Consider the following 14,210-nt stretch of genomic DNA (forward strand, 5'->3'; position numbering starts at 1 on the left):
AATTTTTTTTACCCATAGAAATATGGTTTAGGGTTAATATATTTACTATGCAGATACCTCCATTTACTTTAGATAGGCAGTTCCAAGAAATTGGCTCTGAAATTGATAGTGAGGTTTCTAAAGTTTTAAAAGGGGGCCAGTATATTGGAGGACAAGAAATTGCCAAATTTGAGGAGAGTTTTTCAAATCTGATTGGTGTTGAAAATACTATTGGATGTAATAGTGGAACTGATGCTTTAGTATTAGCTTTGCGCGCATTAGATATTGGTGTGGGTGATGAAGTTATTACCTCATCTTTTAGCTTTTTTGCAACTGCAGAGGCTATTAGTGCAGTTGGTGCTAATCCTGTTTTGGTAGATATAGATCCAGAAACTTATCTCATTAATACTGAACTAATAGAACAAGAAATAAATTCTAATACCAAGGCAATTATGCCAGTGCATCTATTTGGTAATGCAGTGAATATGACCTTAATAAAATCTTTGGCCAAGAAATATGATTTAAAAGTAATCGAAGATTGTGCTCAGGCAACATGCACAATGTGGGAAACTTCCAAAGTTGGTAGTATCGGTGATATAGGCTGTTTTAGCTTTTTCCCTACTAAAAATTTAGGAGCTGCTGGAGATGGTGGAGCGGTAACAACTTCAGATCAGAAGATTGCAAAAAAAATTAGAGAACTGGCTGTTCATGGCAGCCCAATAAGATATCATCATACCCAAATTGGATATAACAGCAGACTTGATACCATTCAAGCTGCCATATTAAACATTAAAATTAAATATATTTCTAAGTGGATTAATAATCGCCAAAAAATTGCTAATAATTACCTTGATTTATTAGAAAAAAATCCATTTATTAGTTTTCCAAAAATTAGCTCTGATTCAATTTCCCATTCTTGGAATCAATTTGTAATCAAATTAAGAAACGATAAATATTTTTTAAACGAAGATCTTTCAAATTTATTTGATACTGATTGCAAAAAATACTATTCCTTAAGGAATTTGGTAAAACAACAACTTTTTGAAAAAGGTATTAATTCAATTATTTATTATCCAATTCCAATACACGCACAAATAGCTTACAAAAATAAAAATTTTTCTAGAACAAAACTCATTAATACAGAGAGAATTTGTACAGAAGTTCTTAGTCTTCCAATGTTTCCTGAAATTTCTTATGAAGAGCAAGTTTATGTAGCAGAAAATTTAAATAAAGTTTTGAAGAATTGTATAGAGGAAATTCAAATTTCAGCATAAATTGATTTAAATAATCTTTGTTGTATTTTGTGATTGACAATAGGGCTTGAATAATTATTTTTTTCTAAATTAGATATCTCCCCATTTAATAATTCTGAATTTGACACTTTAGATATTTCAGGAATCCAATATTTTATATATTCGCAAATAGGATCAAATTTTTTTGCTTGGGTATATGGATTAAAAATTCTAAGTGGTTTTGGATCCATACCGCTACTGGCGCTCCACTGCCATCCCCCATTATTTGCAGCTAAGTCTCCATCAACCAAAGTCTCCATAAATTTTTTCTCGCCCATTTGCCAATTGCATATAAGATCTTTTACCAGAAATGAAGCGACTATCATCCTACATCTGTTATGCATCCAGCCAGTACTATTTAGTTGACGCATTGCAGCATCAACTATAGGTACTCCAGTCTCTCCGTTGCTCCAATGCTGAAACCATTCATTATTGTTTTGCCATGGAAAGTGATCCCATTTTTTTCTATATGGACCTTTCTCTAGCTCTGGGAAATGGAATAAGCAATGTTGATAAAATTCACGCCAAACAAGTTCTTTTTGCCAAGTTTCAATTGATAGATAATTTCCTTGATTTGCAAAATCTGAATTTAAATTTAATGAGGCGTTCCAAATTTTTCTAATGCTAATGGTGCCGAATCTGAGAGATGCACTTAGAAAAGATGTCCCATTATGGGAAGGAAAATCTCGTGCAGAATTATAAGAATATATTTTTTTTTCGTTAATGAAGTTTTCTAATAATGTTTCTGCAGCCTTCTCTCCAGGTCTACATGGACAAATATTCGAACCAGGAAATTTGATATTTTTAATAAATTTCTCTAGAACCGAATCAGATGAATTTATTGTCTTATTTTCTTTGAGTTTATTATCTATATCTTTAAACTGGAAAACAACTTTATCTTGGTCGTATGGACCTAATAAATTCATTTTTGATTTAAGGTTTTTATAAAAAGGCCCATAAACTGAATAAGGTTTATTATTTCCGGAAAATATTTTTAAAGGTTCTATTAATAAGTGATCCCAAGTTTCAATAACTTGAATATTTTGTTCTTTTAAATTTTTTTTTATTTGTAAATCACGATTAATCTCATAAGGTTCAATTGATCTATTCCAAAAAACAAATTTAGCATCTATTTTCTTTGCTAATTTAGGAATTATTAATACTGGATCTCCTTCTTCCATAACTAATCTACTACCCATTTTTTTCCAGTTATTACCTAATTCTTGAAGCGAATTTCCTAGAAACCAAGCTCTTGAACTTGCATTGAAATCGTGTGAGTAATTTTTATCAAATATATAAGTTGAAGTAATAGCATTTGATAATGAAAATGCTTTGATTAAAGCTTGATTATCAAATATTCTTAAATCCTTTCTGTGCCAAAAAAGTATTCTAGGTTTATTCATAATTTATCTAAAAATTGTTTAGCTCTAAACCAAGCCGTCACGGTTTTTGCGTCAAGAATTTCATCCCCACTAGAAATAAGATTATCTAGTTCGTCGTGATCTAAAATTAATACTTCTATATCTTCATCTAAATCTCCTTGAACCTCGGAATTGAGTTTGTTTAAATCACGAGCTAAAAATAAATAAATTTCTTCATCTGCATACCCAGGAGCAGGGACAAGAGTGCCTAGTTCATCCCATTTGTTTGCACTGAATCCAGCCTCTTCTTGTATTTCTCTTTGAATTGAATTAATAGGTGTTTCACCTATTTCTAATGTACCTGCTGGAAATTCTAATAAATACCTTGAAATAGCAAATCTATATTGCCGAAGAATGATAACTTTATTGTCTTTTGTAATAGGTACGGCTAATGCTGCCCCAGGATGCTTAATGTATCCATATTCACCTTCATGTCCATTTGGAAGCTCAATTCTATTTATTTCGAAACTAAATTTTTTAGACTTTAACTCAGATATTTTTTCTTTAAAAATGGATCTTTTTAGAAGGTTTTTGTTGCCCATGAATTTTAAAATAAAAATAGCCTAACAGTTATTTTTTGGTTTTGTAAATCAATTAATAGACCATTTTGGATCATCAAACTTTGTGATTTTTTGGCTTCTACTTAAGATTTCAGATAATGGTGTAATAACGAAATTCCGATTCATGAATCTAGGGTGAGGTAATGTTAATTCCTCGTCAATCGTATGAAAATCTTCCCACCAAAGAATATCTAAATCGAGACATCTTGATAACCATTTCTTACCCTTTGGCGTCTTTTCTCGTCCGAAAAATTTTTCTAACTTTTTTAGCTCTTTTAAAAGTAATTTCGCTTTTTTATTTGATGGTTTAGGGAAAGAATTACTTTTTACAAGTAATAGTGTATTTAAATAATTTGGCTGCTCATTTTCAACACCATGAGGTAATGTCTCATAAATTGAAGACCAAAAAAAGTTTGCATGAAATTCGCTTTTCTCTTCTTTTTGTTCGTTGGAACTATTTCCCCACTCATTTATTATTTCCTCTATTTTTGGTTTGCAAATTAATAGTGACTCAAGAGGGCTTCCGAATTTACTATCAATATTTGCTCCGAGGGATATACATAGTCCATTTTTGATATTAAGATTTGATAATTCCACTACAAAAAACAAAGTTATTGGATAAATTCTATATCAGGCATTTTTAAAGTGATTTTGAACCCCGAGTTAAAAGAAAAAGGAGAAATAAAAGATTTAATGAAGTCAAAGGATTCTTTTAGAGCTTTCCCTTTGGCCGCAATTACAGGTCATAGCTTATTGAAATTATCTTTACTTTTAGCAGCAGTTGATCCCAGTTTAGGGGGAGTGATTATTGCTGGCGGAAGAGGTACTGGTAAGTCAGTATTAGCAAGGGGTTTGCATACTTTACTTCCTCCTATAGAGGTATTAAATAATGAATTAATACTGGAAAAGCTAACTGAGAAAAATAGTGGAACTTCATTAAGACCTATTGGTAGGAACCTAGATCCAGATAAACCAGAGGAATGGGATATTAGTACTAATAAATTGTTGGAGCAGGTAATTGGACGTGATTATTTGAATCAAATTGAAGAAATTCCGAAAAAAGTAAGAGAGGCTCCATTTATTCAAGTTCCCATTGGCATAACTGAAGACAGGCTTGTTGGATCAATTGACGTCGCTGCATCATTAAGTACGGGGGAACAAGTTTTTCAACCTGGAATTCTAGCAGAGGCTCATAGAGGTGTTCTTTATGTAGACGATATAAATTTATTGGATGATGGCATTGTAAATTTAATTCTTGAAGCCACAGGAAGAGAGAAAAATAATATTGAAAGAGATGGTTTAAGCCTTTCTCATCCTTGTAAGTCACTTTTAATAGCAACTTATAATCCTGAAGAAGGTGCTCTAAGAGATCATGTCTTAGATCGTTTTGCCATCGTGCTTTCCGCAGATCAATCTATTAATAATTCTCAAAGAGTTGAGATTACAAAATCTGTTTTATCACATGCAGAAAATAATATTAAATTTTCAGAAAAATGGTCGGAAGAATCTGATAATTTATCAACTCAATTAATTTTGGCAAGGCAATGGTTAAAGGATGTCAAGATAACAAAAGAGCAAATAACCTATTTAGTCAATGAAGCTCTTAGAGGAGGAGTAGAAGGGCATAGGTCAGAATTATTTGCAGTAAAAGTAGCAAAGGCTAATGCAGCTCTTCGAGGCGATGAAAATGTAAATTCTGAAGATCTAAAAGTCGCAGTAAGGTTAGTTATTCTTCCACGAGCAATGCAAATACCGCCAGAAGATGATGATATTCAACCACCTCCTCCAGAGGATCAGAGTCCCCCACCCCCACCTCAATCAAACAATGAAGAGTCTGAACCTGAGACTAGTGAAAATGATAATGAGCAAGACCAAGAACAAGAAGAAGATAATTCTGACGGGGAAGAAGAATCTACTCCCGAAATACCTGAAGAATTTATATTAGACCCTGAGGCATGTATGGTTGATCCTGATTTATTGCTTTTTTCATCAGCTAAAGCTAAAGCAGGGAATAGCGGGAGTAGATCAGTCATATTTAGTGACAGTAGAGGAAGATATGTAAAACCTATTATTCCAAGAGGTAAAGTAAAAAGAATTGCTGTAGATGCTACCCTTCGAGCTGCTGCGCCTTATCAAAAATCGAGAAGATTAAGGAACCCTAATAAATCAATAATTATAGAAGAAAATGACTTTAGGGCTAAGCTTCTTCAAAAAAAGGCGGGTGCTTTAGTCATTTTTCTTGTTGATGCTAGTGGTTCTATGGCTCTTAATAGAATGCAAAGTGCCAAAGGCGCTGTAATAAGACTTTTAACAGAAGCATATGAGAATAGAGATGAAGTAGCTCTTATTCCTTTTAGAGGTAATCAGGCCGAAGTGCTTTTGCCTCCAACAAGATCAATAACTGCTGCAAAAAGAAGGTTGGAAACAATGCCTTGTGGTGGAGGATCTCCTTTGGCACATGGACTAACACAATCAGCAAAAGTAGCAAAAAATGCTCTTTCAACAGGAGATATAGGTCAAGTTATTGTTGTAGGGATCACTGATGGTAGAGGTAATGTTCCATTAGGTTTATCTTTAGGACAAAATGAGGTTGAAGAAAACGAAAATACAAATGCAAATTTAAAGCAAGAGGTTCTTGATATTGCAGCAAAATATCCCATGCTTGGGATAAAACTTTTGATAATTGATACAGAAAGAAAATTTATTGCAAGTGGATTTGGTAAAGAATTAGCAGAGGCAGCTCAAGGGAAATATGTTCAACTGCCAAAAGCTACAGATAAAGCAATCGCAGCTATGGCATTAAATGCCATAAATGAATTTTAAATATTTTTATGGATAAATTTCGTTAAGGAATTTTGAAAGTCCAATCGTTAAATCTCTTAAAGATTTAGTTAACTCTTTATCTTGTGTTAATTTTTCAAAATCATCGCTCATATCATCTATTTTGGTTGAGATAGACCTAGCAGCATTAATTGTCAATTTGATGTCATTAAGGGTTTCTTTGTCGTCAATAGTAGACAAAATGTTATTTAAATGTTTAGCCGCAATTGTAATTTCTTTTATTAGAGGTTCTACTCTTTGTAGTTCTTGTTTCGATAAATAAATTAATTCATCAAGATTTTCTTGTGTTCTGTCAAATTGGTCAACTGAGTTAACAATGTTTTCAATTAAGTTTTCTTGATTTGTGTCTTTTAGAAGTTGGCTTATTCTATTAGTTATATTCGAGAGACTTGATAGTTGTTTACCTGTGATAGTGTCTCCTTGACAAATAATTAATTTGGTATCGCATTTTTCGGATATAGGTTTTGCAATGTTTTTGGGAATTGTCTTATCACTAGTTTCTAAAGAAACCTGTACATCTCCTCCAAGGAAAGAATTTGTAACTACCCTTGCAAATACTGGCCTTGGAAGAATAATTTCAGGATTATTTAAAACTATTTTTGCTTTAATTGATTCATTCGTGAACAAGATATCTTCTATCGATCCAACTAAGATTCCTCTGTAAGTAACTGGAGATTTTTTTGATAAACCGCTTGCGTTATTGAATTCAGCAAAGATGTGCCAATTTTTTGAAGATAATCTAACTCCTCTTAGCCAAAAAGAAAAAAATGTGAATATTAAAATTCCTCCCAATAAGGAAAAACCAACTATTGAATCTCGTAGGCTTCTACGCATAATTTCTAAATGTCTTTGGGTTGCATTGGACCATCAAGTTTCCCATTCCTAAATTGAAATACATAGGGATCTTTACTCTTTTTAAATTCATCAATCGAGCCAGCCCATCTGAATTTGCCTCCATAAAGCATTAAAACTTTATCTGAAGTTCTTTCTATAGTACTAAGAACATGGCTAACCACAATAGATGATCCGCTAGCTTTATGATTTGTTTTATTTATCAAATCTTCAATTCTTGATGAGGCAATAGGATCAAGGCCGGCAGTTGGTTCATCAAAGAGTAGTAAAGGTTTAGACTTTGCATTAAGAGTTTGATCAGTAATTAATGCCCTCGCAAAACTTACTCTTTTTTGCATGCCTCCACTTAATTCATTTGGAAGTTTATTCTCGACATTAAATAATCCTACCTCAGCTAAGCATTCACTTACTATTTCATGGATAGACTTTTTAGAAAGGTTTTGATTTCTCTTGAGTAGAAAACCTACATTTTCTTCAATAGTTAGAGATCCTAATAAAGCCGGATTCTGAAAAACTAGTCTTACATCAGGAGGATTATTTTGATCTAATCTCAAATAGGTTTGCTTCTCACCAAATATTCTTAATTCTCCCTTGGTGGGTAAAATTAGTCCTGCTAATATTTTTAATATGGTTGATTTACCAGAACCTGAGGGGCCAACAATAGCTAATTTCTCTCCATCTTTAAGTTCAAAATTTATTTGATTAAGCACATCAACTTCCCCCCAGCTTATTGAGAGGTTTTTTGTTTCAACTGCATGCTTTGATTTTTTCAAAACTTTTATAAGAAACATCTATATATTTCATTTTGCCTATTTTTAGAAATAAAAAAAGGATGTATGAATTTGATTTATAATGATTTTATATAGTCTTTAAATTTGAGAAAAATAATTTAAGAGGTTTTTTAATGAATAAGCGTAAAAAAAAGGTAAGAAGGTACTATAAAAACTTTAAAAAGTCTAATTTTGTCTTGTTAAAAAAAATCTTAAGAATTTTGAGTTGGCTTTTGCCAGGATTGGTAATAAAAAGATGGATGCTTACATCTGCGATAGGATTTTTGACTACATTACTTGGCTTGGTAATTTGGACAAATTTAAGACCGCTCTATTGGCTTATTGAAATCTTTTTTGGGGTAATGACAGGTTTAACACGTATTTTACCTGTTTCATTAATGGGACCATTGATTTTTGTTATTGGACTATTGTTAATCGGGATTGGACAAAACAGAAGTATTAATTCAATTCAAAAAGCGCTTGTTCCAGAAAAAAATACATTTTTAGTTGATGCATTAAGAGTTAAAAGTAAATTAAACAGAGGCCCAAACATTGTTGCAATTGGCGGAGGTACAGGTTTATCTACCTTGCTGAAAGGCTTAAAAAATTATAGTAGTAATATTACAGCAATCGTAACTGTATCCGATGATGGTGGAAGTAGTGGAATTCTCAGAAAACAATTAGGTGTGCAACCTCCAGGAGATATAAGAAATTGTTTGGCAGCCTTATCAAACGAAGAACCTACTTTAACTAGATTATTTCAGTACAGATTTTCAGGGGGAAGTGGTTTGGAAGGTCATAGTTTTGGAAATCTATTCTTGTCAGCTTTAACAACAATTACAGGTAGTTTAGAAAAAGCAGTTCAAGCCTCTAGTAAGGTTTTGGCGGTACAAGGTCAAGTTTTACCTGCAACAAATATTGATGTTATGTTATGGGCCGAATTAGAAGATGGTGAGAAAATTTTTGGTGAAAGCAAGATCAGTAAATCTAAAAAATTAATTTCGAGGATTGGTTACCTACCAGAAAATCCTTCAGCTCTTCCAAGTGCTCTTGAATCTATAAAAGAAGCTGATTTAATTGTTCTTGGCCCAGGTAGTCTGTACACTTCTTTATTGCCTAATCTTTTAGTACCAGAAATAGTAGATGCATTATTGCAAAGTAATGCTCCTAAAATTTATATAAGTAATTTGATGACTCAGCCTGGAGAAACAGATGGACTTGATGTCTATCAACATATCAAAGCAATAGAAAAACAACTATCAAATTTTGGAGTTAATACTCGAATTTTTAACTCAATCTTATCTCAGATTCAATTTGAAAAGTCTCCATTAGTAGACTATTACGAAAGTAGAGGGGCAGAGCCTGTCCAATGTAATAAAGAAAAATTATTATCTGAGGGTTATTATGTTTTGCAAGCACCATTATATTCAAAAAGAATAACTCCAACTCTTAGACATGATCCAAGGAGACTAGCGAGAGCAGTTATGTTTATTTACCGCAAATTAAAAAAATTAAACTAATAAGCATCTTGAAGTTCATAGAAATCTGGCTGAATATAATCTTTTCGTAATGGCCATCCTCTCCAGTCTTCAGGCATTAATAGTCTTTTGGGATTGGGATGATCAATAAAATTTATTCCATACATATCAAAAGTTTCTCTTTCTTGCCAATCACTTCCTTTAAAAATTTTATACAAACTAGGGATTGATAAATCAGAATCTCTTTTTAAGAAAACTTTTAATCTGACTTCTTTAATTTTTTCGATTTTTTGTAAATCATCAACAGTTATAAAATGATAGAAACTTACAAGATTTTTGCCTGGTCCCTCATCATATCCTCCTTGACATTGGAGATAGTTGAAACCGTAATTTCTCAAGGCAGATACTGCTTCATATAATTTGTTAGGTTCCACAGAAATGTTTTCGATTCCTATGTGATCATCAGATAAAGATTGATTTGGAATTCCATCTTTAAACAAAGATTGGCTTATAAACCCTTCTTTTTCTATTGAAGTATCTGAGGATTTGGCTAAACCGTCTTTTTCCATTAATCTTCTAAAGTATTAATAATTTCAGTTTTTTTGGCGTTTTCAGGTAATTCAGTTATTTTTTCTTTTTTAGAGGAGGGAATGACGTTAGCTGAAGTTTTGTTTAGATATTCACCTGTATTTTCTGAGAAAACAAGATTCATTTCGTGATCAGATGTTATGTATCTGTGAGTTTGTTCTGTTTTTGTGCGCTCTAAAATTGATTCATTACCAACTTTTTTTCTTAATTTAATTACAGCATCAAAAATTGCTTCTGGTCTTGGTGGGCATCCTGGTAGGTATAGATCAACTGGTATCAATTTATCAACCCCTCTGACAGCAGTTGTAGAATCTGCGCTGAACATTCCCCCTGTGATTGTGCAAGCACCCATGGCAATTACATATTTTGGTTCAGGCATTTGTTCATACAGTCTTACAAGAGCTGGAGCCATCTTCATCGTCACTGTTCCTGCAACTATTATTAAATCTGCTTGCCTAGGAGAGCTTCTAGGTACTAATCCAAATCTATCAAAATCAAATCTAGATCCTATTAGGGCAGCAAATTCTATAAAACAACAAGCTGTTCCATACAAGAGAGGCCATAGACTACTTAGTCTAGCCCAATTATGAAGATCGTCTAAACTTGTCAATATAATATTTTCACTTAAATCTGTAGTAACTTGGGGTGCACCAAGAGAATTACAAGTTCCTTCTCGGATTTCTCTTATTGCTTTTGGGGATAATTGTGGATTCAATTTTTTAACTCCATTCTAAAGCGCCTTTTCTCCATGCGTATGCCAGAGCGATAACAAGTATTGCAATGAAAATTAAAGCCTCAATAAAAGCTAATAAGCCTAATCTATTGAAGGCAACAGCCCAAGGATAAAGGAATACTGTCTCAACATCAAATATAACGAAAACCAAGGCAAACATGTAATAACGAATATTAAATTGAATCCATGCTCCTCCTATAGGCTCCATTCCAGATTCATAGGTAAGTTTTCTTTCCCCTGTTCTGCCTTTTGGGGCAACGATGAGATTAGTAACTAGAGCTAATACTGGTACAGCTGCGGCAATTAGGAGGAAACCTAAAAAGTATTCATAGCCAGTTAATAAAAACATCTTAAAAAATTAATTTTGAATAAAAGTCGCTTAATTAAGCAAAATCTTTTAAAGTTCTTAAAGAACAATAATAAACCGTGAGTGAAAACATTCAACCAGCCTCTGAGGAAAACAAAATAGTTGAAGACTTTGAGAAAGGAAATCTTTCTGAAAAATCCTCAGAAGTAAATGTTAAACAACCTGTTCTTAATTTAGAACATAATAGATTCGAATGTAGAAGTTGTGGGTATATTTATGATCCGTCTGAAGGAAATAAAAAATTAAACATACCCAAAAATACTCCTTTTTCAGAGTTGGATGGGAACACCTTTGCTTGCCCTGTTTGTCGAGCCGGTAAAAATTTTTATAAGGATATAGGTCCTAAATCTAAACCTAGTGGTTTTGAAGAAAATTTAGTTTATGGGTTTGGTTTTAATAGTTTACCTCCTGGACAAAAAAATATATTGATTTTTGGAGGGCTGGCTTTTGCCGCTGCTATGTTTCTTTCTTTATACTCTTTGCATTAATATACATAAATGAAAAAAATTATTACTAGTATCCCCACTCTTCTTTTATCTGGCCTTCTTTGTTTTGTATTGAGCGGTTGTTCATCTACAGGAGTTAAGATGAGTGATAGTAGCCCTTGGAAAACAATTCAGTTTGAGGACCAAGCTAATGCTTTAGATATTGATTTTATAGATGATAAAAATGGATTTTTAGTAGGTTCTAATAGACTTATTATGGAATCTAATGATGGGGGAGAAACTTGGGAGAAAAGAAATTTAGATTTACCAAGTGAAGAGAACTTTCGTCTGCTAGATATTGACTTTAAAGGTGAAGAGGGCTGGTTAATAGGTCAGCCCTCATTAGTTATGCATACACTTGATGCGGGAAAAAATTGGACTCGTTTATCTCTTGGCAACAAATTACCAGGTCAACCATTTCTAATAACGACTGTTGATGCAGGGATTGCAGAGTTGGCCACCACTGCAGGTGCAATCTATGAAACATCAGATAGTGGTGAATCATGGAATGCAAAAGTTGTAGATGCATCTGGTTCTGGAGGTGTAAGAGATTTAAGAAGAACTAAAGAGGGAGATTATGTCAGCGTAAGTAGTCTGGGTAATTTCTTTTCTACTTTGGAAAATGATAGTGATGCATGGACAGCTCATCAAAGAGCGAGTAGCAAAAGAGTTCAAAGTATTGGTTTCAATCCAGAAGGAAGTTTATGGATGCTTTCTAGAGGAGCCGAAATTAGATTTAATGAAGATACGAATGATCTAGAAAACTGGTCGAAACCTATTATACCTATTCTTAATGGATACAATTATTTAGATATGGGATGGGATCCAAATGGTGATATATGGGCTGGCGGGGGTAATGGCACTTTAATTGTAAGTAAAGACCAAGGTAAAACTTGGAATAAAGATCCTATTGCTTCTGCATTGCCAACAAACTTCATAAAAATAGTTTTTCTTGATAAAGATGCTTTAGATAATCAAAAAGGATTCATACTTGGCGAGCGCGGTTATATCCTTAAATGGAATAGCTAAGTTTGAATAACTTGAGTAAATAGTAAAAAAAAACTTAATTTTTTACATATTTAGCAACTGTCTGTAACCATGCTGTTAATTTCTTCGCGAACTTATGATTTTACACTGTAAGATCATAGGGTAAACATTTGTGATTATGGCCGCAGGTTCAACGGGTGAACGCCCATTCTTTGAAATAATCACCAGTATTAGGTACTGGATTATTCATGCAGTAACATTACCAGCTATTTTTATAGCAGGCTTCTTATTCGTATATACAGGCTTAGCCTACGATGCTTTCGGAACACCTCGTCCGGATAGTTATTTCCAATCATCTGAATCTAAAGCGCCTGTCGTAACACAAAGATATGAAGCTAAATCTCAACTAGATTTAAGAACAAAATAACAATGACTAATTCCCAAGCTCCAATGCAGGCTGCTGAAGTCCGCGTTTATCCTATATTTACTGTTCGTTGGCTAGCAGTTCACGCTTTAGCTATTCCATCAGTATTCTTTTTGGGTTCCATTGCTGCTATGCAGTTCGTAGCCCGATAAATTTAACAATCATGCAAGTAAACCAAAATCCTAACAAAGTTCCAGTTGAACTTAATCGTACAAGCCTTTATTTAGGCTTACTATCAGTCTTTGTATTGGGAATTTTATTTTCCAGTTACTTTTTCAATTAAATTAAAACTATGAGTAAATTAAAAGGACCTGATGGAAGAATTCCAGATAGACTTCCCGACGGTAGACCAGCAGTTGCATGGGAAAGAAGATGGACTGAAGGAACTCTTCCTTTATGGCTTGTTGCTACAGCAGGTGGAATTGCAGTTATCTTCGTTTTAGGTATATTTTTCTATGGTTCATACCAAGGGGTTGGAGCTGGAGGCTAACAAATCCTTACCTTGACCTGATAATCACTTATATCAAATAAGCCTAATAAGAATCAGTAAATACTCTTAGTTTCTCTTTTGTGGAGCTTGGGATATTTTCTTTTTGGGTTATCAATCCATCTTTTAATGAAAAATGAGATTTACTTTTTGGTCTTTCTTTTTCAATTAATTTAGCTACTTCAAATATTATTTTATTAGCCACTTCAGTATTTGATCTAAGATTATCCAAAACCATCTCTACAGAAACTTCTTGATGAGTTTGATGCCAGCAATCATAATCAGTAACCATAGATAAGGAGGAGTAAGCTATTTCAGCTTCTTTAGCTAATCTTGCTTCTGTGTGGTTCGTCATTCCAATTATTGAACATCCCCAACTCCTATATAAATTAGATTCTGCTCTAGTTGAGAAAGCGGGACCTTCCATTGCTAGATAGGTACCCCCTCTATGTAATTGTCTACCGCCAGGAATATTTTTTTCTCCGATTTCACTTAATATACGTGATAAATTTGTGCAGAAGGGATCTCCCATAGTTACGTGAGCCACAGCTCCCTCGTTAAAGAAGGTTGCAGGTCTATTTTTTGTCCGGTCTATAAATTGATCTGGAACCACTATATCTAGAGGCCTTATCTGTTCTTGTAATGAACCAACTGCTGATGGAGCAATAATCCATCTTACTCCTATTGATCTTAGAGCCCAAATATTAGCTTTATAAGGAATTTCAGAAGGATTTAAACTATGTGTTCTGCCATGTCTAGGAATAAATGCTATCTCTAGGTTTCCAAGATTATATACTTTTATTGAATCAGAAGGTTTACCATAGGGAGTATTGATTTCTAGTTCTCTTAAGTACTCTATTTGATCCATTGAATAAAATCCACTTCCACCAATCACTCCTAACCTTGATTTTTCAATTGGTAATAAATGTTCTTTATTCATAGTGAT

18 protein-coding genes are annotated in these 14,210 nt (G+C 33.4%); 9 read left to right on the forward strand and 9 right to left on the reverse strand.

What is annotated here, in order from left to right; genetic code table 11:
- The first annotated feature begins 47 nt into the window (after nt 1-47).
- Nucleotides 48-1,253 (forward strand): DegT/DnrJ/EryC1/StrS family aminotransferase, encoded by a 1,206-nt coding sequence (locus HA149_RS01505; RefSeq protein ID WP_209112389.1) that lies wholly within the window; start codon nt 48-50, stop codon nt 1,251-1,253.
- On the opposite strand, the gene HA149_RS01510 is transcribed toward HA149_RS01505, so the two are convergent.
- Genes HA149_RS01510 through folK form a run of 3 tightly spaced genes read right to left on the reverse strand, consistent with a single transcriptional unit; the run spans nt 1,238 to nt 3,849 of the window.
- Complete coding sequence (locus HA149_RS01510) at nt 1,238-2,674, reverse strand: cryptochrome/photolyase family protein (protein WP_209112391.1); 1,437 nt, start codon at nt 2,672-2,674, stop codon at nt 1,238-1,240. The two genes, HA149_RS01505 and HA149_RS01510, sit on opposite strands and share 16 nt — an antisense overlap.
- Nucleotides 2,671-3,234, reverse strand: coding sequence for an NUDIX hydrolase (locus tag HA149_RS01515; RefSeq protein WP_209112393.1), 564 nt, complete (start codon nt 3,232-3,234; stop codon nt 2,671-2,673). The genes HA149_RS01510 and HA149_RS01515 overlap by 4 nt, the downstream gene beginning before the upstream one ends.
- A gap of 48 nt (nt 3,235-3,282) precedes the next feature.
- Nucleotides 3,283-3,849, reverse strand: a complete 567-nt coding sequence (gene folK / locus HA149_RS01520) for a 2-amino-4-hydroxy-6-hydroxymethyldihydropteridine diphosphokinase (protein WP_209112395.1) — start codon at nt 3,847-3,849, stop codon at nt 3,283-3,285.
- A gap of 48 nt (nt 3,850-3,897) precedes the next feature.
- Between folK and bchD the strand changes: the two genes are divergently transcribed.
- Nucleotides 3,898-6,075 (forward strand): magnesium chelatase ATPase subunit D, encoded by a 2,178-nt coding sequence (gene bchD / locus HA149_RS01525; RefSeq protein ID WP_209112397.1) that lies wholly within the window; start codon nt 3,898-3,900, stop codon nt 6,073-6,075.
- Between the two features lie 6 nt (nt 6,076-6,081).
- Here the strand turns inward: bchD and HA149_RS01530 are convergent, their stop codons facing one another.
- Nucleotides 6,082-6,927, reverse strand: coding sequence for an MlaD family protein (locus tag HA149_RS01530; RefSeq protein WP_209112399.1), 846 nt, complete (start codon nt 6,925-6,927; stop codon nt 6,082-6,084).
- 5 nt (nt 6,928-6,932) lie between these two features.
- Nucleotides 6,933-7,718 carry an ABC transporter ATP-binding protein gene (locus tag HA149_RS01535; RefSeq protein WP_245154646.1) on the reverse strand — a complete coding sequence of 262 codons (786 nt, stop codon included), beginning with the start codon at nt 7,716-7,718 and terminating at the stop codon, nt 6,933-6,935.
- Between the two features lie 131 nt (nt 7,719-7,849).
- Here HA149_RS01535 and HA149_RS01540 point away from each other — a divergent pair, with 131 nt between their 5' ends.
- Nucleotides 7,850-9,235, forward strand: coding sequence for a gluconeogenesis factor YvcK family protein (locus HA149_RS01540; RefSeq protein ID WP_209112404.1), 1,386 nt, complete (start codon nt 7,850-7,852; stop codon nt 9,233-9,235).
- On the opposite strand, the gene HA149_RS01545 is transcribed toward HA149_RS01540, so the two are convergent.
- From HA149_RS01545 to HA149_RS01555, 3 genes are read right to left on the reverse strand one after another with little or no spacing between them, the layout of a single operon-like run.
- Nucleotides 9,232-9,762, reverse strand: coding sequence for an NAD(P)H-quinone oxidoreductase subunit J (locus HA149_RS01545; RefSeq protein ID WP_209112406.1), 531 nt, complete (start codon nt 9,760-9,762; stop codon nt 9,232-9,234). The genes HA149_RS01540 and HA149_RS01545 overlap by 4 nt on opposite strands.
- Nucleotides 9,762-10,469 (reverse strand): NADH dehydrogenase subunit K, encoded by a 708-nt coding sequence (locus tag HA149_RS01550; RefSeq protein ID WP_348535637.1) that lies wholly within the window; start codon nt 10,467-10,469, stop codon nt 9,762-9,764. The genes HA149_RS01545 and HA149_RS01550 overlap by 1 nt, the downstream gene beginning before the upstream one ends.
- Nucleotides 10,470-10,500: 31 nt before the next feature.
- A complete protein-coding gene (locus HA149_RS01555) occupies nt 10,501-10,863 on the reverse strand; it encodes an NAD(P)H-quinone oxidoreductase subunit 3 (protein ID WP_011817786.1) in 363 nt (120 codons plus the stop codon).
- A gap of 77 nt (nt 10,864-10,940) precedes the next feature.
- Between HA149_RS01555 and HA149_RS01560 the strand changes: the two genes are divergently transcribed.
- The 6 genes from HA149_RS01560 (at nt 10,941) to HA149_RS01585 (ending at nt 13,267) form a co-directional block, all read left to right on the forward strand.
- Nucleotides 10,941-11,369: a rubredoxin gene (locus tag HA149_RS01560; RefSeq protein ID WP_209112410.1), complete on the forward strand. Its 429-nt coding sequence runs from the start codon at nt 10,941-10,943 to the stop codon at nt 11,367-11,369.
- 9 nt (nt 11,370-11,378) lie between these two features.
- The gene (locus HA149_RS01565) at nt 11,379-12,395 is read left to right on the forward strand and encodes a photosynthesis system II assembly factor Ycf48 (RefSeq protein WP_209112412.1); all 1,017 of its coding nucleotides are present in this window, start codon (nt 11,379-11,381) and stop codon (nt 12,393-12,395) included.
- A 136-nt stretch (nt 12,396-12,531) separates the two neighbouring features.
- A complete protein-coding gene (gene psbE / locus HA149_RS01570; RefSeq protein WP_002806020.1) occupies nt 12,532-12,780 on the forward strand; it encodes a cytochrome b559 subunit alpha in 249 nt (82 codons plus the stop codon).
- Nucleotides 12,781-12,782: 2 nt separating this feature from the next.
- Nucleotides 12,783-12,929: a cytochrome b559 subunit beta gene (gene psbF, locus HA149_RS01575; protein WP_011375863.1), complete on the forward strand. Its 147-nt coding sequence runs from the start codon at nt 12,783-12,785 to the stop codon at nt 12,927-12,929.
- 11 nt (nt 12,930-12,940) lie between these two features.
- Nucleotides 12,941-13,060, forward strand: coding sequence for a photosystem II reaction center protein L (locus HA149_RS01580; RefSeq protein ID WP_209112414.1), 120 nt, complete (start codon nt 12,941-12,943; stop codon nt 13,058-13,060).
- Between the two features lie 9 nt (nt 13,061-13,069).
- Nucleotides 13,070-13,267, forward strand: a complete 198-nt coding sequence (locus HA149_RS01585) for a photosystem II reaction center protein J (RefSeq protein WP_011375864.1) — start codon at nt 13,070-13,072, stop codon at nt 13,265-13,267.
- A gap of 43 nt (nt 13,268-13,310) precedes the next feature.
- Here HA149_RS01585 and mtnP read toward each other — a convergent pair whose 3' ends face one another.
- Nucleotides 13,311-14,204 (reverse strand): S-methyl-5'-thioadenosine phosphorylase, encoded by an 894-nt coding sequence (mtnP, locus tag HA149_RS01590; RefSeq protein WP_209112416.1) that lies wholly within the window; start codon nt 14,202-14,204, stop codon nt 13,311-13,313.
- Nucleotides 14,205-14,210: the final 6 nt, after the last annotated feature.

Origin of the sequence: Prochlorococcus marinus XMU1406 (genome assembly GCF_017696055.1) — a bacterium.
Classification (GTDB): Bacteria; Cyanobacteriota; Cyanobacteriia; order PCC-6307; family Cyanobiaceae; genus Prochlorococcus_A; species Prochlorococcus_A marinus_W.

What these genes read in the sequence shown, in the direction of transcription:
- HA149_RS01505 (WP_209112389.1), top strand. Translation starts at nt 48, where the DNA reads ATGCAGATACCTCCATTTACTTTAGATAGGCAGTTCCAAGAAATTGGC.
- HA149_RS01510 (WP_209112391.1), bottom strand. Translation starts at nt 2,674, where the DNA reads ATGAATAAACCTAGAATACTTTTTTGGCACAGAAAGGATTTAAGAATA.
- HA149_RS01515 (WP_209112393.1), bottom strand. Translation starts at nt 3,234, where the DNA reads ATGGGCAACAAAAACCTTCTAAAAAGATCCATTTTTAAAGAAAAAATA.
- HA149_RS01530 (WP_209112399.1), bottom strand. Translation starts at nt 6,927, where the DNA reads ATGCGTAGAAGCCTACGAGATTCAATAGTTGGTTTTTCCTTATTGGGA.
- HA149_RS01540 (WP_209112404.1), top strand. Translation starts at nt 7,850, where the DNA reads ATGAATAAGCGTAAAAAAAAGGTAAGAAGGTACTATAAAAACTTTAAA.
- HA149_RS01545 (WP_209112406.1), bottom strand. Translation starts at nt 9,762, where the DNA reads ATGGAAAAAGACGGTTTAGCCAAATCCTCAGATACTTCAATAGAAAAA.
- HA149_RS01555 (WP_011817786.1), bottom strand. Translation starts at nt 10,863, where the DNA reads ATGTTTTTATTAACTGGCTATGAATACTTTTTAGGTTTCCTCCTAATT.
- HA149_RS01565 (WP_209112412.1), top strand. Translation starts at nt 11,379, where the DNA reads ATGAAAAAAATTATTACTAGTATCCCCACTCTTCTTTTATCTGGCCTT.
- psbE (WP_002806020.1), top strand. Translation starts at nt 12,532, where the DNA reads ATGGCCGCAGGTTCAACGGGTGAACGCCCATTCTTTGAAATAATCACC.
- psbF (WP_011375863.1), top strand. Translation starts at nt 12,783, where the DNA reads ATGACTAATTCCCAAGCTCCAATGCAGGCTGCTGAAGTCCGCGTTTAT.
- HA149_RS01580 (WP_209112414.1), top strand. Translation starts at nt 12,941, where the DNA reads ATGCAAGTAAACCAAAATCCTAACAAAGTTCCAGTTGAACTTAATCGT.
- HA149_RS01585 (WP_011375864.1), top strand. Translation starts at nt 13,070, where the DNA reads ATGAGTAAATTAAAAGGACCTGATGGAAGAATTCCAGATAGACTTCCC.
- mtnP (WP_209112416.1), bottom strand. Translation starts at nt 14,204, where the DNA reads ATGAATAAAGAACATTTATTACCAATTGAAAAATCAAGGTTAGGAGTG.